The organism is Streptomyces sp. WG5 (genome assembly GCF_049974565.1).
Lineage (GTDB): Bacteria > Actinomycetota > Actinomycetes > Streptomycetales > Streptomycetaceae > Streptomyces.
In genome coordinates this window covers 206,112-227,076 of the sequence record NZ_JBNGGC010000006.1, presented here as the reverse complement: position 1 = coordinate 227,076, position 20,965 = coordinate 206,112, and the positions used below count along the sequence as shown (strand labels likewise).

Annotated in this window: 14 protein-coding genes and 1 pseudogene; 7 read left to right on the top strand and 8 right to left on the bottom strand. The window is 70.1% G+C overall.

Annotated elements, in window-relative coordinates:
- Window positions 1–213: 213 nt before the first annotated feature.
- Genes ACP4IX_RS08680 through ACP4IX_RS08670 form a run of 3 tightly spaced genes read right to left on the bottom strand, consistent with a single transcriptional unit; the run spans window position 214 to window position 1,033 of the window.
- Window positions 214–459, bottom strand: a complete 246-nt coding sequence (locus tag ACP4IX_RS08680; protein ID WP_426555163.1) for an ester cyclase — start codon at window positions 457–459, stop codon at window positions 214–216.
- A gap of 11 nt (window positions 460–470) precedes the next feature.
- Window positions 471–650, bottom strand: a complete 180-nt coding sequence (locus ACP4IX_RS08675; protein WP_426555161.1) for a hypothetical protein — start codon at window positions 648–650, stop codon at window positions 471–473.
- An 8-nt stretch (window positions 651–658) separates the two neighbouring features.
- On the bottom strand, window positions 659–1,033 hold the full coding sequence (locus ACP4IX_RS08670; protein ID WP_426555160.1) for an NADPH-dependent F420 reductase: 375 nt from the start codon (window positions 1,031–1,033) through the stop codon (window positions 659–661).
- A 127-nt stretch (window positions 1,034–1,160) separates the two neighbouring features.
- On the opposite strand from ACP4IX_RS08670, the pseudogene ACP4IX_RS08665 reads away from it, so the two are divergent.
- Window positions 1,161–2,052, top strand: a pseudogene (locus tag ACP4IX_RS08665) (IS5 family transposase).
- Window positions 2,053–2,067: 15 nt separating this feature from the next.
- On the opposite strand, the gene ACP4IX_RS08660 reads toward ACP4IX_RS08665, so the two are convergent.
- Window positions 2,068–2,982 carry an NmrA/HSCARG family protein gene (locus tag ACP4IX_RS08660; protein ID WP_426517551.1) on the bottom strand — a complete coding sequence of 305 codons (915 nt, stop codon included), beginning with the start codon at window positions 2,980–2,982 and terminating at the stop codon, window positions 2,068–2,070.
- Between the two features lie 101 nt (window positions 2,983–3,083).
- On the opposite strand from ACP4IX_RS08660, the gene ACP4IX_RS08655 reads away from it, so the two are divergent.
- Complete coding sequence (locus ACP4IX_RS08655) at window positions 3,084–3,716, top strand: TetR/AcrR family transcriptional regulator (RefSeq protein ID WP_426555158.1); 633 nt, start codon at window positions 3,084–3,086, stop codon at window positions 3,714–3,716.
- 748 nt (window positions 3,717–4,464) lie between these two features.
- Here the strand turns inward: ACP4IX_RS08655 and ACP4IX_RS08650 are convergent.
- Window positions 4,465–6,096 (bottom strand): RNase H family protein, encoded by a 1,632-nt coding sequence (locus tag ACP4IX_RS08650; protein ID WP_426517555.1) that lies wholly within the window; start codon window positions 6,094–6,096, stop codon window positions 4,465–4,467.
- A gap of 222 nt (window positions 6,097–6,318) precedes the next feature.
- Between ACP4IX_RS08650 and ACP4IX_RS08645 the strand changes: the two genes are divergently transcribed.
- The 4 genes from ACP4IX_RS08645 (at window position 6,319) to ACP4IX_RS08630 (ending at window position 18,049) form a co-directional block, all read left to right on the top strand.
- Window positions 6,319–8,463, top strand: a complete 2,145-nt coding sequence (locus ACP4IX_RS08645; RefSeq protein ID WP_426517557.1) for an N-6 DNA methylase — start codon at window positions 6,319–6,321, stop codon at window positions 8,461–8,463.
- 168 nt (window positions 8,464–8,631) lie between these two features.
- Window positions 8,632–9,927: a protein kinase domain-containing protein gene (locus ACP4IX_RS08640; RefSeq protein ID WP_426517559.1), complete on the top strand. Its 1,296-nt coding sequence runs from the start codon at window positions 8,632–8,634 to the stop codon at window positions 9,925–9,927.
- A gap of 132 nt (window positions 9,928–10,059) precedes the next feature.
- Window positions 10,060–12,963 (top strand): DEAD/DEAH box helicase, encoded by a 2,904-nt coding sequence (locus ACP4IX_RS08635; protein WP_426555157.1) that lies wholly within the window; start codon window positions 10,060–10,062, stop codon window positions 12,961–12,963.
- A 25-nt stretch (window positions 12,964–12,988) separates the two neighbouring features.
- The gene (locus ACP4IX_RS08630) at window positions 12,989–18,049 is read left to right on the top strand and encodes a class I SAM-dependent DNA methyltransferase (protein WP_426555156.1); all 5,061 of its coding nucleotides are present in this window, start codon (window positions 12,989–12,991) and stop codon (window positions 18,047–18,049) included.
- Window positions 18,050–18,121: 72 nt separating this feature from the next.
- On the opposite strand, the gene ACP4IX_RS08625 is transcribed toward ACP4IX_RS08630, so the two are convergent.
- Together ACP4IX_RS08625 and ACP4IX_RS08620 are read right to left on the bottom strand one after the other, a co-directional pair.
- Window positions 18,122–18,328, bottom strand: a complete 207-nt coding sequence (locus ACP4IX_RS08625; protein WP_426555155.1) for a DUF397 domain-containing protein — start codon at window positions 18,326–18,328, stop codon at window positions 18,122–18,124.
- The gene (locus tag ACP4IX_RS08620; protein ID WP_426555154.1) at window positions 18,325–19,143 is read right to left on the bottom strand and encodes a helix-turn-helix domain-containing protein; all 819 of its coding nucleotides are present in this window, start codon (window positions 19,141–19,143) and stop codon (window positions 18,325–18,327) included. The genes ACP4IX_RS08625 and ACP4IX_RS08620 overlap by 4 nt, the downstream gene beginning before the upstream one ends.
- Window positions 19,144–19,542: 399 nt before the next feature.
- Here ACP4IX_RS08620 and ACP4IX_RS08615 point away from each other — a divergent pair, with 399 nt between their 5' ends.
- The gene (locus ACP4IX_RS08615; protein WP_426555153.1) at window positions 19,543–20,019 is read left to right on the top strand and encodes a hypothetical protein; all 477 of its coding nucleotides are present in this window, start codon (window positions 19,543–19,545) and stop codon (window positions 20,017–20,019) included.
- Window positions 20,020–20,351: 332 nt separating this feature from the next.
- Here the strand turns inward: ACP4IX_RS08615 and ACP4IX_RS08610 are convergent, their stop codons facing one another.
- The gene (locus tag ACP4IX_RS08610; RefSeq protein ID WP_426555152.1) at window positions 20,352–20,618 is read right to left on the bottom strand and encodes a hypothetical protein; all 267 of its coding nucleotides are present in this window, start codon (window positions 20,616–20,618) and stop codon (window positions 20,352–20,354) included.
- Between the last annotated feature and the right edge of the window lie 347 nt (window positions 20,619–20,965).

Sequence of the window (20,965 nt, the reverse complement as noted above, 5' to 3'; positions counted from 1 at the left end):
TGATGGCGTGGATGGTCTGGCGCGAGACTTTGCCCGTCTTGATGTCGCGGCGCCATCGGTGGGTCCGCGCCGCCTGCACCAGGTACGGAAACCACAGACCCAGGTCGGTGACGGTCTGATGCACAACCTGGTCAATGGTGCGGGACCGCCTCAACGGATGACCGAGGGCAGGGGCGGCGCGGTCCGGCACGCCCTTGCCCTCGGTGAGTGTCGCTAGGCGTTCATGCGAGTCATCCATCCATGCAGGTCTTCGAGGTGCCAGCTCCGCCTGATGCGACCGTTGTCGATCTCGTGGAACTCGTGAATGGCGATCTCGTCGTACTTGCCGTTCGGGGGGACGCCGAGGAACTCGCTACGGAGGGTACCGGCAAGGGCACCGCGCACGGCGACAAGTCCCGAGGAGGCGACGATGTCATGGACGATTACGTGTGCGTCGGCGAAGGCCTCGTGGAACGCCACGATGTGCGGCTTCATGCCCGCGGGGCCCGGCGGGGCTGGTCGGGGATGCTGGGAATGTCCTCCCAGTCGGGCGACAGCACGTCGTCGAGGAGGTCGGGCTCGCCGCCGATCGCCCGGTAGAGGGTTTCGACGAGCTGTCGTTCCTGGTCGGTGGTTCCAAGGACCCGGGGAGAGCTGTATGTACTGGTCATGGCGTTCCTTACGCTGAGAGGAGCTTGGCGAGGTCTTCCGTGGATGCGGGGCGGCCGGGTGCGGCGAACATGCCAGCCGGGTCGAGATAGGCGTGCTGGGCTGGCGTGCCCGGCGCGAACCGGCGGCTCTCGGCGAGAGGGCCCACGTCGTACGCGTCGTAGCCGAGCGAATCGATCAAGGTGGCGACAGCTTCCTTGGCGGTGGCTTCGTCGCCGGCGATGGGCAGCGCGCTGCGGTCGGAGGCGCCGGTCGGGCGCCCCAGGGTGGCCAGGTGTTTGAAGAAGATGTTGCTGAACGCCTTGACAACGCGTGAGCCGGTCAGGTGCGTCTGAAGCAGGAGGTGGGCCGGGGTGCCAGCGGCCTGCTCGGGCGAACGCATCACGAGCCGATGGGAGACCCGGAGTTGGCGTGGTGGCATCGCAGGTGCTGACCGCACCCATGTCACCCACTGGTTCGTTGACTCTTGGGTGACGGGTCGGGGGGATCTGACAGAGGCGGAGTGGTGACGTCTGGAACCGCTGCTTCCCACGGGCAGTAACCGCTGCGGGCGGTGGTGCGATCACCGTCAGGTGATCAACGGCATCCTGCACCGGGTGCGGACCGGGGTGCAGTCCGCGTGATCTGCCTGAACGCTACGGGCCGTGGAAGACCGTCTACGAGCGCCACCGGCGCTTGGTCGGCCGACGGAACCTGGGAACGGCCGCTTCAGCAGGTGCAGGCCCAGGTCGATGCCGCCGGTGGGATCGACTGGGATGTCTCGGTTGATTCCACCTCGATCCGTGCCCACCAGCATGCGGCCGGCGCGCGGAAAGCTCCGCCGCCCGCCGCATCAAAGGGGGCGGCCGCGATGGCACACCAGAGCGGAAGACCGTGGCCGAGACTGTGCGCCCGCCTGGCGGAGGTGGTGCAGGAGGTGAGGCGCTCGGTCGCTCCCGAGGAGGCTTCACCACCAAGATCCACCTGAGTGCCGACGGGCGATGCCGCGTGCTCTCACTGTTGCTGACGGCAGGCCAGCGGGCGGCCTGCACACAGTTCAGGCCAGTCATGGAACGCAATCGAGTGCCTCGACTCGGGCCAGGCCGCCCGCGCACCACACCAGACAGCGTGAGCGCCGATAAGGCATACAGCAATCGCCGGACCCGCCGCTCCCTGCGGCGACGCGGCATCCGCCACGTCATCCCCGAGAAGAGCGACCAGGCCGTGAACCGCGTACGCCGGGGCCGGGCAGGGGGTCGCCCACCCGGCTTCGACAAGGAGCCGTACAAGAAGCGCAACACCGTGGAACGGGCGATCAACAAGCTCAAGAACTACCGAGCTGTGACCACGAGGTACGTCAAGCGCGCAAACGTCTACCTGGGCACCATAGCCGTCGCAGCAACCATCATCTGGCTCCGGACATGACCGGCGGGACAGAACCTAGCCCGACACGGGTGTCAGCTGCTCATCCGCCCACTCGGCGAAGGTGGTGACCGGGACGCCCAACTCCCGGGCGAACTCGGGCCGGGCGGGCTGGAGGACCGCGTTGTTCCACTCGTGTCCGGCTCCCCACGTCGGCATGCCCGCGTCGAGGGCCTCTTCCAGGCTCATGGAGGGCGCGGTCACGGGCACGCCCCAGGCGGCGGACAAGGTCTGCGCGACCTGCTCCATCGTGCGCAGGTCACCGGCCAGTTCCAGTTCCACCTGGTGGAACCGGTCAGGGTCTCGAAGGGCGTGCGCCGCGGCCGTGCCGATGTCCCGCACGGCCACCAGGGCCAGTTCGGTCTCCGGCTTCAGCACCGTCAGCAGTCCGCCGCGCGGCCCCTTGGGTGCCAGCAGGGGCATGTTCTCCATGAAGAAAGCGGGCTTGATCACCGTCCAGCGGGCAAAGCCCGCACCCCGCACCGCCTCCATGATCGCCTGCTTGGTGTGGAAGTAGTCCGCCATCGCCGCCCAGCGGCCCTCGGCCCAGCCGGTGACCCGGGTGTGCTCACCGACTCCACTGGTCGAGGACTGCACGAACTGCCGTACTCCCTCAGCCTTCGCCGCGTCCACCAGGTTGGTGGCCTGGACGAGCTCGCCCGCGAAGTCCACGCTGGTCTCGGTCATGGGCGGCGCCTGCACCGAGAACACCGCGCGGACTCCCTCGACCGCTGGGCCGAGGGAGTCCCGGTCGGAGAGATCCGCCCGCACCAGCTCGGCGCCCAGCGCCTCGATCGCTTGGGCGGACTTCGACCGCGGATCGCGTACGAGTGCACGTACGGGCACCTCGGCGGCCAGGAGTGCGCGGGCCGTGGCCCCGCCTTGCCGGCCGGTGGCTCCGATGACCAGGACGGCATCGCTGTTGATGGGCATGGTTGCTGCTCCTCACGGAACGGAGAATGAAAACGGCGGGGCCCGCCGCTTTGCCTGCCGCTAAGATATGGCGGGACCCGCCGTTTAGCAATGAGGAGATCATGACCGGTCAGCGCTCGGACGCCCGACGCAACTACCAGCGCATCCTCGCCGTCGCCGAAGCCGAGGTCGCCGCGCACGGCGCCGAGGCATCCCTGGAGCAGATCGCCCGGACCGCAGGCGTCGGTTCGGCGACCGTGCGCCGTCACTTCCCCACCCGCCGCGCCCTGCTCGAAGCCGTCTTCCAGGAGCGCATCGAGGTCCTGTGCGAGCGCGCCCACCGGCTGAGTGCGACCGAGGACGGCCGCACTGCCCTCCTGGAGTGGCTCCACGCCCTCGTCCTCTACGCCGTCTCAGCCCGCGGATTCGCCAACACCCTCAGCTACGAGCCCCCCGCCGAGGAACCCTCCCCGCACTCCTGTGGCAACAGAATCGCAGCGGCCGGAAATCCCCTGCTCCAGCGGGCCATTCGCGACAAGGCGGTCGCACCGCACGTCACTTTTCACGACCTGCTGACCCTCGCCATCGGCATCGCCCTGGCCACCGAGCACCACAAGGACCCCGAGACCCAGGCCGACCGCCTCTTCCGCCTCGCCGTGGAAGGACTCAGCCCTGAGCACGGCATCGCTGAGGTATCCGAGAACTCAGGATCTTCGGTACTGGTGACAGAAAGTCTGCCGAACGGGCGGTTGTGACACATGGGATGCCTGATCGGTGACAACCAACGTGCCTCGACCGGTCCTCTCCGCCTAGGACAGCGTCGGGTGGCCGGCGTGCTGCCGTCCGAAGAACTCCTCGGCCGGCACTTCCTGCCACACCCGGTAAGAATGATCCACTCTGTCCCCAGAAGAGAGGTTCCGATGCCCTGTTCGTGAAATTCCCCGGCATGGAACGGTCTTCCGCGTCACCCTGACCCGTCACCGAGAACGGGCCGCTACCGAACGCCCCCTCGGGCGCGGTCCTCTACGGCCACTGCCCGGCGCAAACCGACGGCGCACAACTCACAGAGACGTCCCACCCATCCCCCACCGTTTCCCCAGGCGTCCCTTGCGGCAATCGCACGACCACCCGAAAGGCATGACCAGAGCTTCACCAAGGTTGACGCGCCCGCGGCAATCACGATCCCCCACCGCGATGTTCTGGGGCGCATCGATGAATGCAACCTACAGCCGATGATTATCCGTGCCGGCGATATGAACGGGACCGGGGGCCGCCCAGTGGACTGCCGTTCGGGTGGCACTCTCCATATACACGCGCCACGCCGCTGCGACAGGTGTCGTCCGCACCCCGTCGACGCTCGCCCCGGCGTGCACCCTCCCACCCGTCCGATCCGCTCGGGCACGTCGCACCACGGAGACGGGCCATGAGGGACGTCACTCACCTTCGCCCAAGGACGGGAAGACCGTTTCTCGCGGTGCGGGGCCGGCCGCGGGCGGCGGGAGATCAGGCGGCGGCCGTGAGGGGGCCGGCCCCGGGGCCGAGCGAGCGCAGGATCCGCGCCTCCTCCTTCCGGGCGGCGGAAGGAAGGATCCGGCCGGTGGCGCGGCGGAGGGCGAGGCGGGCGAAGGCGTCGGCGGTCTCGTTGAGGTCGTGTCCGACGTGGCCCTTCAGCCAGCGAACCTGGACGCGGTGGCGGTGGCGCACCAGGCGGGCCATCAGTTGCCGGCTCTCCGGGAAGAGGAGGGCGCGGTGGGCGGCCGCCGGGTCGGCGGAGTGCAGGGCCGTGTCGACCACTTCGACCGCCTCGGTGCTGTCGCACAGCACGACCACGGGTGCGTCCTCGTGGTCTTCGAGGAGGCTGAGGGCGGCGGCGCAGATGCCGATGACTTCGGCCTCACCGCTGCTCGAGGCCAGGGAGTCGCCGTGTCCGGTGGTCCCGTCCTCGGCGGCCCATCCGTAGCCGCACCGTGCGGACTCGTCACCGACGGCGGCGTCGGCGACGGCCACGACGGCGGTGTCGGGGAGGTCGGCGAGCAGGGCGTAGCGGTCCACGTCGGCCGGGAGCGTCGCCGCCGGGTGTCCACCGTCACCGTCCTCGTCCGCGTCGACGGGAGGGGGGTCGGTGAGAACGGCGGCGAGAGCGCGGTGACAGTGCGGGCAGCCTCCGGCCCGTTCGGGGCAGTGCGCCCGGTGACTTGCGGTCAGTTCGCGCACGCTGCGCCACCCCTCGGGCTCGGCGTCGGCGAAGCGCACCAGGGCCGCGGCGCGGCACTGCGCGACGAGCTCCGCGAAGGGCCCCGTGGTGACGCGGTCCCGCATCCGGTCGTGGAGGTCCGTGGCCCGGAGCAGCGCTTCGCGGGAGCGGGCGGCGAGCACCGCGGTGTCCTGGTAGGCGTCGTCCAGGGCGTCGAGTCGGGTGCGCCGCGCGGAGAGCGGGCAGGCGAGTGCGTCCCGTTCGGCCCGGCCGATCGCGTAACGGCCCCAGGCCAGCGCGGCGCGGGCGTGACGGCTCCACCGTTCGGCCACCGCGTCGTGCGGGAGGTACGGGTTCTCCTCCTCCCGGGCGTCGCGCAGGAGGGCCTGCACGAAGGCGTCGTCGTCGCAGTCCCGCAGTTCACGTACCGGTGCCGGCGGTTCGCCGCCTGCCGCTTCCCGGTCCCAGGCCCACTGGGCGAGGTCGCTCTCCGGTGCCTGCGGTGTGCCGTCCGGCAGTCCCCTGTCGCGGAGTTCCTGCCGCAGGGTCTCGCCGAAGGCCGCCGCGAACGCCGTGCGCGCCACCCTCAGCTCCAGTGTGTCCACCGGTCGGGAGCGACCGGCGGGGCGGCGGGCACGCTGCTCCTTGTACCGGGCCTCCGCCTGCGACCGGGCCCGTCGCACCCTGCGCGCGTGTGCGCGCAGCCGTCGCAGCCGCTCGGGGAGCTGAGCCGAGAGTTCCGCGCGCCGGACGGCGCCGCGGGCGAGGACGTCGGCGTGGGCGAGGACGACGGTGACGGGACCGGCGAGCGAGGCGTGTTCCAGGGCCGCGGCGGTCTCCGGGGCGCAGATCCCGTTCATGCGGGCGAGGACGGCCTCCTGCAGGGCGGTGAAGTCGTCGGCGAGGCGACGGATCAGCTCGGTGTGCTCGGTGGGCGTCACGGTGGCCTTCCAGATCGCGGGTGGTGGTGAGCGGGGCCGCAGGGCCGCACGGAACGGGCGGTCGGGGCGCGGGGGGCGGGAGCCATCGCATCGGGGAGCGCCGCTCACCTATGGAAGCAATCACATGTAAGCACGACCGTGAAAGCGTTGTCCAACACCATCCGGTGATTGACGCGTGCTGTAGGGTGTGACCACGCCGCCCATCGGAGCCAGGACTCACCCATGCCTCAGCCGCCCGTACCGTCCGCCCAGGTGACAGCCGCCGAGATCTCCCGCATCGCGGGCGTCACGCGCGCCACCGTCAGCAACTGGCGACGCCGGCACGACGACTTTCCCGCGCCCTCGGGCGGCACGGACAGCAGCCCGCTGTACGACCTGGAGGAGGTCCGCGCCTGGCTCGCCTCACGCGGACAGCACACGGCGGCCACGCCCAGCGGAGAGCTGCGCACCACCCTGCGCCTCCGCGAGCGGGCCGGCGCCGGCGCGGCCGACCTGCTCCTGCTGGTCCTCGCCGCGGCCCGCCGCCCCGCCGACGAACTCACCGGTCTGCTCACGCTGCCCGACGCCGACCTGGTGAAGCAGGCGAACGACGCGGCGGCCCAGGTCGCGGACGTGGTACCGGACACGGAACCCGTCCGGTTCGCCGCCTCCGACGCCACGGTCCTGCGCGCCCTGCTGCTCTGCGTCCGCGACGAGGGCGCGCAGACGGCGCTGGGCGTCCTGGCGGAGCGGGAACTGGAGGACAGCGCCGCCAGCGGCGCCTACCGCACCCCGGCCCCGCTCGCCGACCTGCTGGCCCGCCTGGTGCCGGGCCCCCCGGCCCGCGTCCTCGACCCCGCCTGCGGCAGCGGCACCCTGCTGACGGCCGCCGCCGCGCGCGGCGCGCGCGAGCTGTACGGGCAGGACAGCGTCCCCGTCCAGGCGCGGCGCACCGCGGTCGGCCTGACCCTGACGGCCGAGGGGGGCGCGGACGTCACCGTGCGCACGGGCGACAGCCTGCGCGTCGACGCCTTCCCCGACCTCACCGTCGACGCCGTGCTGTGCAACCCGCCCTACGGCGACCGGGACTGGGGCCACGACGAGCTGGCCTACGACTCGCGCTGGGCGTACGGTTTCCCGCCCCGCGCCGAGTCCGAACTGGCCTGGGTCCAACACGCGTTGGCCCACCTCGAACCGGGCGGCCACGCCGTGCTGCTCCTCCCGCCGGCCACGGCGTCCCGCTCCTCGGGCCGCCGCGTCCGCGCCGAGCTGATCCGCAGCGGCGCGCTGCGGGCGGTGGCGGCCCTGCCGCCGGGGGCGGCGATCCCGCTCCACATCGGCCTGCAGGTGTGGGTGCTGCAACGCCCGGAGCCGACCCGGCCGGCCCACCAGACGGTGCTCTTCGTCGACGCCGCGGGCGAGCCCACGGCTCCGGAGCGCGGCGGGAGCCGTGCCGGTGCGGTGGACTGGGCGCGGGTGACCGAGCAGATCGTCTCCGCGTGGACGGCGTACGCCGAGGACCCGGACGGCTTCGAGGCGCGGGCCGGTGTGGCGCGGGCGGTGGGCGTGGTCGACCTGCTCGACGAGGTCGTCGACGTGACCCCGGCCCGGCAGGTGCGTGCCTCGCGGGCGGACGTCGACCCGCGGGAACTGGCCCGCGAGGCCGCGGCGGCCCGCGAGGGGCTGGCGGCGGCGGCGCGGACGGTGGCCGAGCTGGCCGGCACGTCGTCGTGGGAGGCCGCGGGGGCTTCGGCCCGCGAGTGGCGCACCGCCACCGTGTCGGACCTGGCCCGGGGCGGGGCACTGAAGTTGCTGCGCGCGGTTCCGGTCTCGCCGCGGGCGACGGCCGCCGAGGCGGAGGACACGGAGGCGGGCGCCGGCGGCGGGGAACGCCGGCCGGTGGTGACAGGCGGCGACATCGCCGGCGGGACCGGGCCGACGGGGCAGGCCCTGGAGGTACAGGCCGAGCAGATGCCGGAGATCGCCGCGGGTGACGTCCTGGTCCGCAACCTGGTCGGCGGCACCGGCCCCGTGGCCCGGGTCGCGGGCGAGGCGGAGGCCGGCGCCCTGCTCGGCGCGGGCGTCCACCTGTTCCGGCCGGACCCGGTGCGGCTGGACCCCTGGTTCCTCCTGGGTTTCCTGAGCTCCGAGACCAACCTGGCCGGCGCCTCGACCGGCAGCTCGACACGCCACCTCACCCCGGGGCGACTGCGCGTACCGCTGCTGCCGCTGGAGGAACAGCGGCGGTACGGGGAGGCGTTCCGGCACGTGCACGCGCTCCGGGCGGAGGCCCGGCGAGCGGCCCTGCTGGCGGAGGAGACGGCGCGGCTGCTGGCGGGCGGGCTGACCGGGGGGCAGTTGCTCCCGTCCCGGGACGCGGGGTCCTAGCCGGCGCATCACCACCGGCCCGGCCCCTCCGTGCGTTCCTCACCCATGGAGGTGCTTGTCTCCGTTCCGCAACCCCTGCCCCTGCCCCCTCCCCCATCCACTACCGTGTCCCCAGGCGCGCATCGCGGCTGACCGGACGCTCGCCAGGACCGAATGTCGAGGACACACGTGCAGATCACGCCCCTGAATCCCGAGGACCCGCCCTCGATGGGTGACTTCGAGCTCCTCGGCCGGATCGGCCAGGGCGGCATGGGCCAGGTCTTCCTGGGCGAGTCCCTCGGCGGCGAGCCCGCCGCGGTGAAGGTGATCAAACCGTCGGTCGTGGACTCCGAGTCCCGGCAGCGGTTCGCGCAGGAGATCGAGGTGCTCAAGACCATCTGGGGCCCGCGCATCGCGGCGTTCCTGGGAGCGGACGCGGAGGCGGAGCAGCCGTGGCTGGCCACCGAGTACGTGGACGGCCCGGACCTCGCGCGGCACGTCAAGACGCACGGGCCGCTGCCGTCCGTCCTGGCCGCGGCGCTCGGCGCGGTCCTCGCGGAGGCGCTGTCGGCCGTGCACGCCCAGGGGCTGCTGCACCGCGACCTCAAGCCGGCCAACGTCCTGATGGGACCGAACGGCCCGAAGATCATCGACTTCGGTCTGGCCGCGTTCACCGAGTCGTCCGTCTCCCTCACCGCCCCCCACCAGGTCGTCGGCACCCCGATCTGCATGGCCCCAGAGCAGGCCGCCGGGGTGAAGCCGCTGACGGCGGCGGTGGACGTGTACGCGCTGGGGGCCCTGCTGCTCTTCGCCGTGACGGGGCACTACCCGCATGAGGCGGCCACCCCGTACATGGTGTTCCACCTGGTCACGGACCCCGGCACGGCACCGGACCTGTCCGGCGCGCCGGACGAGCTGGAGCCGCTGCTGACCGGCATGCTCGCCCAGGACGCCGCCGACCGGCCGTCGCTGACCGAGGTGGTGCAGCGGTGCCGCTCGGTGATCGAGGCCCAGGGCATGAAGATCGCCCAGGCCCGTCGCAGGCTCACCGCGCACACGGCGGGGCAGCGGCACAGGGAGTCACCCTCCGACGGCATCCCCACCGTCGCCTGGCCCGCCCCCGCGAACGACACCCCGGCCACGGCGACCGGTCCGGCCGCCGAGCCGGGGACACGGGCCCCTGCCGATGCCCCGCCGGTCTCCCCCGCCGCCTCGGCCGAGACCACCCCCGACCCCGCCGCCCCTCCGGCCCACGACGACTCCCCCAGCCCCGCCGGCCCTCGGGTCCCCGGCCCCTCCGGCGTCGTACCCGCCGGGCCGCAGGACCGTCCCGACGGGCCCCGGCGCGAACAGCCCGCGCCGGGCCGCCCGCCTGCCGATCCCAAGCGGCCGAAGGGGACGACGCACACACTGCGCCACTCCGTACAGGCCCGCAGGACGGCGGAACGGCTGCGTACCGCGTACGCGGCGAAAGCCCCGTTCTGACACCGGCGGCCGGCCGGGCCCGCGCCCGGCTCCCCCGGTCCCACGTCCCGCCGGTCCGGCCGGGCCCCACCACCGGTCGCCCGCCCCACCCCACATCCACCCCCTCGACACGATCGCCCAGGAGGCCCCCGCGTGACCGCCGACTTGAGCACCGCTCCCGCGACGAGCGGTGAGGACGCCCAGTATCCGCCGGGCGCCCAGATCCTCGTACGGGACGAGGTGTGGCTGGTGCGCAACGCGACGCGGACCGAGCACGACGGGGCCAGGATCGAGGCGGTGGGCGCGTCGGACTTCGTGCGCGATCAGGAGGCGGTGTTCTTCGACCGGCTCGACCGGATCGAACTGCTCGACCCGAGGCGGACCCGCCTGGTGCGGGACGACTCACCGAACTTCCGCCGCTCCCGCCTCTTCCTGGAGGCGGTGCTGCGCAAGACGCCGCTGCCGCAGGCCGAGCGCGGCCTGGCGCTCGCGGACTCCTTCCTCCTGGACGCCCTCCCCTACCAGCAGCGCCCCGCCCAGCTCGCCCTGTCGGGCCGCAACCTGCGCCCCCGCCTGCTCATCGCGGACGTGGTCGGCCTCGGCAAGACCCTGGAGATCGGTCTCACCCTCGCCGAGCTGATCCGCCGCGGCCGGGGCGAGCGCATCCTCGTCGTCACCCCGCAGCACGTGCTGGAGCAGTTCCAGCACGAGCTGTGGACGCGGTTCGCGATCCCGCTGGTGCGGTTGGACTCGGTGGGCATCGAGCGGATCCAGCGGGAGATCCCTGCCGGCCGCAACCCGTTCACGTACTTCAAGCGGGTCATCGTCTCCATCGACACCCTAAAGAACACCGACCAGTACAAGCACCACCTGGAGCGCATCACCTGGGATGCGGTCGTCATCGACGAGTCGCACAACCTCATCAACAAGGGCTCGCTGCGCAACCAGCTCGCCCGCACCCTCGCCCCGCACACGGACGCCCTGCTGCTGGCCTCGGCGACCCCGCACAACGGTGACGCCCGCTCCTTCGCCGAGCTGATCTCCCTGCTCGACCCGGCCGCGATCCGCGACCCGGAGCACTACCGCGCCGACGACATCAAGCACCTGTTCATCCGGCGTACGAAGGTCAGCCCCGAGGTGCGGGAGCAGATGAAGGGGCAGTGGGCGGACCGGGGCCCGTCACGTTCGGTCCGGGTGACGGCGACTCCGGCCGAGGAGAGGCTCTTCGAGGAGCTGGCGGCGGTGTGGCTGCCGTCCGACGGGTCGAAGTCGGTCAGCGACGTCCCCCTGTTCCCGTACACGCTGCTGAAGTCCTTCCTCTCCTCCCACGCGGCGCTGAAGGCCACGGTCACCACGCGTATCAAGACGCTGGAGAAGAAGGACGATCCGCACGCGACGGCCGCCGAGCGCGCGGCCCTGCACCGGCTCCTGGAGCTGGCGTCGGGCATGACGGAGGCGGACTCGGGCAAGTTCGGGGCCCTGCTGGAGCAGCTGCGGGAGATCGGGGTCGGGCCGAAGTCCGACACCCGGGTCGTGGTGTTCTCCGAGCGGGTGCAGACCCTGGAGTGGCTGGCGCGGACGGTGCCGGCGGCGCTCGGCTTCAAGGGGAAGGCCGCCGAGCAGGCCGCCCGGGTCATGCACGGCGGCCTCTCCGACGAGCAGCAGATGCAGTGCGTGGAGGACTTCGGCCTCGCGGACACACCCGTACGCATCCTCTTCACGGGCGACGTCGCCTCCGAGGGCGTCAACCTGCACCGCCAGTGCCACCAGCTCGTCCACTACGACGTGCCCTGGTCGCTGATCCGCATCGAGCAGCGCAACGGCCGCATCGACCGCTACGGGCAGCCGCACCAGCCGCAGTTCCGGGCGCTGATCCTCACCAGTGCGGTGGACGGCGCCAAGGACGACACGCTCGTCTCCGAGCGCCTGCTGGAACGGGAGGCCGAGGCGCACCGGTCGCTGGGCACGGCGGAGGCCGTGTCCGGCCTGTACCGGGCGGAGGCCGAGGAGAAGTCCCTCATCCAGGACCTGCTGCGCGGTCGTGACGTGGACGAGTCCCTGGACGCCGACCGGAGTTCCGGCGCCGGTGGTGACGACGACGGCATGGACGACTTCCTCGCCGACTTCTTCGGCGCCGTGAACGACGAGCCGGAGGAGGACGCCGCCGACGGCGACGCGGCTGGCGACGGCGGCGGGGCGGTGCCCCGGGCGGACGTGCCCCGGCTGTTCGGCTCCGCCCGCGAGTTCCTCGACGAGGCGCTGCGCGAGGTCTACCCGGACGCCCACGCCCGCCTCGACCTGTCCGCCGACCCCGAGACCGGGCTGCTCTCCTTCGTCCCGCCCTCCGACCTGGTCCACCGCCTCAAGGCGCTGCCTCCGGAGTACGTCCGTGAGCAGGGCCTGCGCGACCGGCTGAAGGTCACCTTCAACCGGCGGCTCGCCGACAGCAGCCTCGTGCGCGCCCGCGCCTCGGCGACGTCGAGCTGGCCCGACATCTCCCTGCTGACCGACCTGCACCCGGTCATGGAGTGGCTCACGGACAAGGTCCTGGTCCGCCTGGACCGCCAGGAGGCGCCGGTGCTGACCGCCGACGTGCCCCGGCCCACGTATCTCGTCCAGGGCATCTACTCCAACGCCCTCGGCCGGCCGACCGTCGTCAAGTGGATGGCGGTCACCACGGACGGCGACGTCGACGACGACATGGTGGCGGTACTGCGCCGCGCCCAGGTCGGCCCGACGATGGCCAACCCCGGCCTCACCCACGACACTTCCCGTCTCGCCGAGGCCATCCCCGGCGTCCTGGACACGGCGGAGGCGTTCCTGGAACGGCACCGCGAGGCGTGGGACGAGCCACTGCGGGCGCCCATCGACGAGTACAAGTCCCGCCTGGGCACGTGGGAGCAGCCGGCGCTGACGACGGGCACGGCGGGCGGCGGTTCCGCACCGCCCACCGCCACCCGCGACCGGCTCGCCTCGCTCGCGGACTCCCTCCTCACCACCGGCCGCCCGATGCTCCGCGTCCTCGCCGTCCTCGCCCCGGCCCACGCCGCCGCCTGATCGACCCACCCAGAGGTATCTCACGATGACGTTCGACTCCCTGGTCAACCGCGGCGACTACTTCTCCGCGCACTACCTCGCCGAGGTCCTCCCCAAGGACCTCAAGTCCGGCCTGCTCGCCGAGTGGAAGCAGCGCGAGGAGGACGCCGCCGGCGCCGAGCGGCCCGAGGGCGCCCTGCCGGTCACCCCGCGCGCGGGCCTGCGGGCGCTGCGCCGCACCTACTTCGGGGCCCGCTCGTACTTCACGATGGACGAGGAACGGGCGGCGACCGGCGACGACGCCGTGACGTACGACGCCCCCGAGTGGCGCGACCGCGTGCGCGCACTGAACGCGGAGGTGCTGCGCGCCCTCGGCTTCGACGCCAAGCCGGGCACACTCACCGTCGTCCGCGCCGACCAGTCGCACGAGGTGACGGTCGCGCACGCGGAGAAGGACCTCGTCGCCCTGGACTGCGGCTGGTCCGCCGAGCCGGACGACGCGCTGGACCCGGACGGCGCCGGGCGGCTGCTGGACGAGCTGCGCCTGGACGGGCAGCACACCGTCGTCACCGGTTCCAAGCTCGCCTCGTTCCTGTTCGCCTGCGAGGACGCGCCGCGCTACGTGCTGCTGCTGGTCGGCGGTGTCGTCGTGCTCGCCGACCGGGCTGCGTGGGGCGAGGGCCGGTACCTCGCGGTGTCGCTGGACACGGCACTGGAGCGCAACGACACCAAGGCGGGCGGCGAACTCGACACGGTGGCCGCGCTGTTCGGCGCGGACTCGCTGCGCACGCCGGAGGAGGGCGGGGAGAACCCCCTCGCCACGCTGGTGGACAAGTCGACGAAGCACGCGGTGGGCGTCAGCAGCGAGCTGCGGGACGGGCTGCGGCTGAGCGTCGAGCTGATCGCCAACGAGGTCCTCGACCGGCTGCGGGAGGGCGGTGTCCGCCCGGAGGAGGTCAAGGAACTCCCGGAGCTGGGCCGCCAGTTGACGCGGGAGTCACTGCGGTACCTGTACCGGATCCTGTTCCTGCTGTACGCGGAGGCCCGCCCCGAGCTGGGCATCCTGCCGTCGGACTACCCCGAGTACCAGATGGGGTACGGGCTCGGCCGGCTGGGCGAGCTGATCGCCGAGCGGGACCTCGTCGACGAGAAGTCCCGCAAGGGGTTCTACCTGTACGAGTCGCTGGACCTGCTGTTCCGCAAGGTGCAGGAGGGCTACCGGCCGCGCCGTACCCACGGGGTGGTCGACGCGAAGGCGTCGGAGGACGCGGGGCTGCGGTTCGAGCCGCTGCACTCCAAGCTGTTCGAGCCGGAGGCGATCCGGCTGATCGGCGCGCGTGCGGTTCCCGACCCGCGCGTCGAGGGTGAGGCCGAGGGCGAGGGCGGGGAGCGGTTCATCGACACCCGGCTGCGCAACGAGACGCTGTACCGGGTGCTGCGGCTCCTGATGCTCACGCGCGGCAAGAAGCGGGAGCGGGGCGGCTTCATCTCCTACGCCCAGCTCGGGATCAACCAGCTCGGGGCCGTGTACGAGGGCCTGATGTCCTACTCGGGCTTCGTCGCGGGCGAGAAACTGTACGAGGTCGCCAAGAACGGTGACCCGAAGGACGGTTCGTGGCTCGTTCCGGCGACCAAGGCCGACGAGTACCCCGACGAGGTCTTCGTCCGGCACAAGGACGAGGACACCGGCGTGGAAGAGCGCGTGTGGTACGCGCCGGGCGCGTTCGTGTACCGGCTGTCGGGACGTGACCGGCAGACGTCGGCCTCGTACTACACGCCGGAGTCGCTGACCCGGGTGACGGTGCAGTTGGCGTTGCAGCACCGGTTGGACCAGGACGACACGGTCACCGAGGCGCGCGAGCTGCTGGACTGGAAGATCTGCGAGCCGGCGCTCGGCTCGGGCGCGTTCCTCAACGAGGCGATCAACCAGGTCGCGGCGGAGTACCTGCGGCGGCGGCAGGACGAGCTGGGCGTCGCCATCGACACGGAGAAGTACGCGGTCGAGCTCCAGAAGGCCAAGGCGTACATCGCCCTGCACAACTCCTACGGCGTGGACCTCAACAACACGGCGGTGGAACTGGCGGAGGTGTCGTTGTGGCTCAACACGATGCATCCGGGGATGGAGGCGCCGTGGTTCGGGCTGCACCTGCGGCGCGGCAACTCGCTGATCGGCGGGCGTCGGGAGGTGTACTCGGCCGAGCGTCTGAAGAAGGGCGGCTGGCTGGGGACGACTCCGGAGCGCTTCCCGTTGTCGGAGGCGGTGGCGGGGGCGGCGCTGCCTGACGGGGCGGTGCATCACTTCCTGCTTCCGGCGAAGGAGTGGGGCGCGGTCGCGGCCGAGAAGGAGGCGAAGGCGCTGGCGCCGGCGGAGGCGAAGGCTCTCGGTGCTTGGAGGAAGGCGATCACCAAGTCGCCGAGCGCCGCGCAGACGAAGCGGCTTCAGGGGCTGGCGCGGCGGGCGGAGTACCTGTGGGGGCTGGTCGTGCGCCGGCTGGAGATCTCCGAGCGGGAGATCTCACGGCGGGTGGATGTGTGGGGCGCGGAGGACGGCTGGCTGCGGTCGCCCGAGGTCGCGGTGCCGAGGGAGAAGGTCAAGGCCGACCTGGAGGCCGTCGACACCCCGTACTGGCGTCTGAAGACGCTGATGGACGCGTGGTGCGCGCTGTGGTTCTGGCCGGTGCAGGAGGCTGCGCTGCTGGACGGGTCGCACGAGGCGTACGTGCGGGCGGCGGAGGTTGCTGCGCAGTCGGCGGGGTGGACGGTGTCTGCTGCCCCGGCTTCGGTTCCGGGTCAGTCGGGTGCGCCCTCGCGGGAGACGTACGAGTCGGAGGACTTGTTCGGTGACGTCCATGTCGTCGCGGTCAAGGCGAAGGCCACGCGGGGCGGCAGCCGCAAGGAGCAGATCCGGGGTGAGCGGCGGGCTGTGATTCCGCTGGCCTCGCTGGATGACTGGCTGGACTTCGCCGAGTCGCTGTTGGGTACGCAGGATGTGGCTGCGGATTCGCTGGTGGCTCAGTTCGACACGCTGGATGCGCTGGAGCGGTACGAGGACGAGTTGCCCGAGTGGATGGGCATGGAACGGTTCACCTCGCTGGAGTCGCGGTATCCGTGGGCGGGTGTTGCTCGGGATGTGGCTGAGCGGCAGGGGTTCTTCCACTGGGAGCTGGAGTTCGGGCAGGTGTTTGCCCGGGGTGGGTACGACTTGCAAGTGGGGAATCCGCCTTGGGTGAGGCCGGACTGGCAAGAAGACGCGGTCCTTGCAGAGTTGGAGCCTTGGTTCAAGTTGGCGGAGAAACCCAGCACTGAGGAATGGCGGCTCAGGAAAACCGAACTACTCTTGTCCCCTAACCACCTCGCCTTCCACCTTACTGAGCTATCAGAAATCACCGCCACCGCGACTCTCCTCAGCTCGTTGGCGACCTACTCACTGATTCACGGAACTCGTCCTGATCTATACCGGGCTTTCATGACTCAGGTCTGGCGCCATACAAACCGGCCCGGCATGGCTGGCCTCATTCACCCCGACACTCACTTCGCCGGCGTAAATGACGGCAACCTGCGGGAAGCTGCGTACCAGCATCTGCGGACACACGCCCACTTCTCCAATCGCCTACAACTATTCGATGACGTCGAGGGAACTCGACAGTTCAGTATCAACATTTACGGTACAGCATCCGAAGTTTCGTTTACCCATATCAGCTGGCTCTTCTCCACCGATTCCCTGACGTACTCATTCACTCACGACGGCAAAGGACCATTGCCCGGCATCAAGCATGATGGAAAGTGGGATCAGAGGCCGCACCGCGATCGGCTCGTACCCGTAACAAGCCCGCTTCTCGTAGAATGGAACCGACTCACAGATAACCCTAAAATCCCCGCCCCCCACACTCCTTTGCTCTACCCCGTAACGAGAGATGAACAGGGTGCCATCGAGGCACTCTCCTCAGCGTCCCATCGGCTAAGTCAGTGGAACCCTCGCATCACAGTAGGCATGTTTGAGAATTTGGCAACCAAGAAGTTGGGCCTCTACCACTGGGACACCTCTACCACGAAGACGCTGAATGAAGTAATTCTCCAAGGGCCACATATCGGTTGCGCGCTACCGTTTCTTAAGCAGCCTAATAACCCTTGTAAGAGCAATCGCGACTGGACTGCTTTCGACCTCACTACCCTCCCCGTTGATGCCACTCCTCGCACTAACTATGTCCGCGCTGCCGAACAGGCTCGTTATGATTCAGTCAAGGACATTTGGGATGGCCGCCCCTACACCGAATACTTCCGCTTGGCTTGGCGCAAGATGATCCCATTCGATACCGAGCGTAGTCTCTTCGCCTCCCTCATTCCTCCGGGCCCCACTCACATCGATGCGGTATTTTCGCTCGCTTGCGCAGATAATCGACTCACCGCTCTCAACGCTGGGTTCTGGGCCTCCCTCCCCCTAGATTATCTTCTGCGTATTACAGGGCGGGCAAACCTCCATGCGGCCGACGCCGTCAAGATGCCTTCTCCCACTCCCGACCATCCTCTAGCTCATCCCCTCCTCCTCCGCACCTTGCGCCTAAACGCACTGACTAACGCATACGCTCCACTTTGGAGTGAGCTTTTCCACCGTACCTGGCTGGGGTACGAGAAGTGGGCCAACCCTGCTTGGCCCAATATCAAGCCGCTTGCCGAGCATCTAACGGCCAACTGGGAATACGACACACCACTCCGCACGGAATATGAGCGCCGTGCTGCCCTCGTTGAACTTGACGCCCTCGTCTCTGTCTGGCTCGGCATCACCGCTGACCAACTTGTGGCGATCTATAAATCTCGCTATCCGGTTCTCTCGGACTACGAGTCGGAAATGTACTTCGATGCCAAGGGTCGCAAGATCGCCGCGAATCACAACACCTACGGCCATGGCCAGACCAAGCAGGATTACCTTGACCTGGTGGCCCACTTGGAGAACCCGGGATCGACTCCACCCCCTGTCGGCTACACCGCCCCCTTCTACAAAGCAGACCGCGAGGCCGAGATGCGCGCCGCGCACGCGCATTTCCAATCTCGCTTGGACAAGGAGATTTCCACCGGTCGCTGGACTCCACCGGGGAGCCGTGAGGCCTGAGAGCTGTGCTTCATGACGACGGTCGACGCTTCCGGCAGGGAAGCGCCGACCGTCGCAGGCAGCCGTATAAGATCACATCGTTTCAAGCAACGCCGACCACGCCTCCGTGCCAACGTTCAACACAGGCCCGCCCTGCGTCACACACTTCGAGTCACGCACGTGGACGGCAACAGCATCGATGGCCACTTCGACGCACTCCCCGCCTTCCTCACTGCTGTAGCTGCTCTTGAACCAGCTCAGAGGGGCACCCGATCCCGGCGTTGCCTTGTCGGTGTTCACAGCTCTCCCAACAACTTCTCGACGTACGCGAGTGATTCGCGAGGTGTCAGCGCCTGGGCACGCAATGTGCCGTACTTGGCTTCCAAGGCTCGGACAGGCTCACGGTCGCTGTGAACCCTGCTGACGTTCTGCACCTCCACGTACGCGATCCTGCGCTCTCCCTTAGTCTCGATCAAGGTGAACGGACCGGCCATCCCTGCGTTCTCATCACGGTTCAGCGGCATGACCTGTACTTCGACGTGCCGCATGTGACTGACAAGCAACACCTGCTCCAACTGGCCTCGCAGCACGTCACGTCCGCCGATTGGACGGCGCAGCACAGACTCATCGATGACGAAGCTCATCAGCGGAGGTGGCTTACGGTGGAAGATCTCCTGTCGCGCCAGCCTTGCAGCAACCCGCTCGTCGACGATCGCGTCATCCAACGGAGGCCGCAGCACCCCGAATACCGCCCGCGCGTACTCCTCCGTCTGCAACAACCCCGGCACGGCCTGGTTGGCGTAAACATGCAGCTCAACCGCCTCCGCCTCCAACTTCGCCGCATCCCGGAAGAACGACGGATACCGCGCTCGAGCCACCTCCTCCTTCATCACCGCCAACAGCCCGCCGGCCTCCAGCACCACATCGGCCCGCTCGATGAACTCCGGCTTCGGAATCCGCCGCCCCAGCTCCACCGACGTGACCATGTCCTCGCCGTAACTGAGCTTCGCACCCAACTCCGCCCTCGTCAGCCCCCTGCTCATCCGCAGCAACCGCAACTGCTGCCCGAAGCACCGCAGGATGCCCGTCTCGCTCTCACCGTGAGTCGTAGTCACCGGCGACCTCACCTAACCCACCCGCACAGTGGCACCAGCCCACCGCAGGCACCACACCCGACCGTCACTCACAGCTCACTCTAGAGACACTCACCGTAGCTTCCGCGCTACTTCGGCCCGCTTCCCCCGTACCGCGTACGAACGCCCCTCCCTCCCCCGTACAGCATCCGCCTGTACACGCACCCACCCACGCCGAGGAACCGCCACAACCGGCGAGGCGACGCGCCCTCGGACGCAACTGTGCCCTCGGCACAGGACCCGAGCCGGACAGCCGAGCGCTCCTGTTGCCTCGCCAACTCGTCATGCCCCTCGGCAACTTGCTCGGTGACGGAAGTGGTTCACTTGCTGCCGGTTCCCGTACCGGGATCGCCCGCCCGTAGACCGAAGGAAGCCGTTTCGATGACCACGTCCGCTCCCATGCCACCGCCTCCCTCCCAACCGCCGACTCCGGCCCCCGGCCGTCGCGCTCCCTCCCGCTGGATCGCGCCGGCGGTGGCGGCCGTCGTCGCGGCCGGTGCGGGCATAGGAATCGGCTGGTTCCTGTGGTCCGGGCCGGACAGCGCGGCCTCCGGGACCGGCCTCGACAACGCTGCAGCCGATGCGGCGGGTGCCTGCCAGGCGTGGAAGCGTGTTCCGTCGCTCGACTCGATGTACGACAACGACGACAAAGAAGACAGGGCGGCCCACTACGAGCGCGCCGTCGGTGCTGCCACTCTGGCCCAGTCCGCGGCTCGACTGGACAACCGCTACGACGCTCTCGGCAAGGCCTTCCAGAACGTCAGCGTGCGCCTGCGGTCCTTCGACAACGTGAAGGGCACCGAAGCGGAGGCGGCCCACGAGAAGGTGACCACCCTCTGCGCCGAGCTGGACGACTGAGAACCGAACATCCCCCGTCCGCCCCACCAGTGGCGAACCGGCGCGCTTCCGGGCGGGTATTCCACGGCATGCACGATCCCTCCCTCCGGCGGCCCCGACTGCTCCCCTCCGCTCACCGGACCCGGCGCACCCGCCAGGCACCCACCGGATCGCCCGGCGTTCGGTCCGAACCGAGTACGGACACTCGGTCCGGACCGGCGGGTGGCGCGGTCGGCGACCGGGGAGGATCCGGGGTTGCGTCCTGGGAAGTGGTGTACGGGCTCCCACCTGATCCGGGCGTTTGTCCTGGCGTCGGAGTGAGGGTCCGGATATGAGAACGGCCACCGGCTGATCTACGAGAGTGGCCGGGGGGCGAAACCGCGGGCGTCGCCCTTGCTCGCGCGGCCGGTGCGGGTGTTGTAGTACCGCATCTTGACGAACGGCACAGGGGCGCGGTCCAGCTTGTTCGGCTGGAGCATCTTGCGGAACCGGCCCCGGGTCTCCTCCTCGTTCTCCCGGCCGGAGATCTCACTGGCGTGGGCGGGGAAGACGGCGTAGGTGACCACCGAGAGGCCGGGGTGCTCCGTGGCGTGGTAGCCGTGCACCTCGGCTGTCGCCACGCCCACGGTGTCGAACGCGGAGCCGGGACCTGGACCTCGGTTCGGAGACGTTCCTCCTTCTTCTTGTTCCGGCGCTTCCTCAATCGGAGCGATCCGTACCCCGGCCTCGGCCCCAGCCCACCCACTGCCCCGGCTCCCGTGGGAGACCAGGCCCGCGGCCCCGAACCGCGGCACCCACGACCGGCGCGGGCAGGTCCACCGCGACTGTCGCCCACGTGAAGAGCCCGGAGACCGCTGCACTCGCACGCGGCCGCAACTCCCGCACGCATCCAGCGCATTGCCACCCTCCGCGTCGGCGGACATCGTTTACCCGCGGACGGAGGCGGGGAGAAGCGGGGATGCCGTTC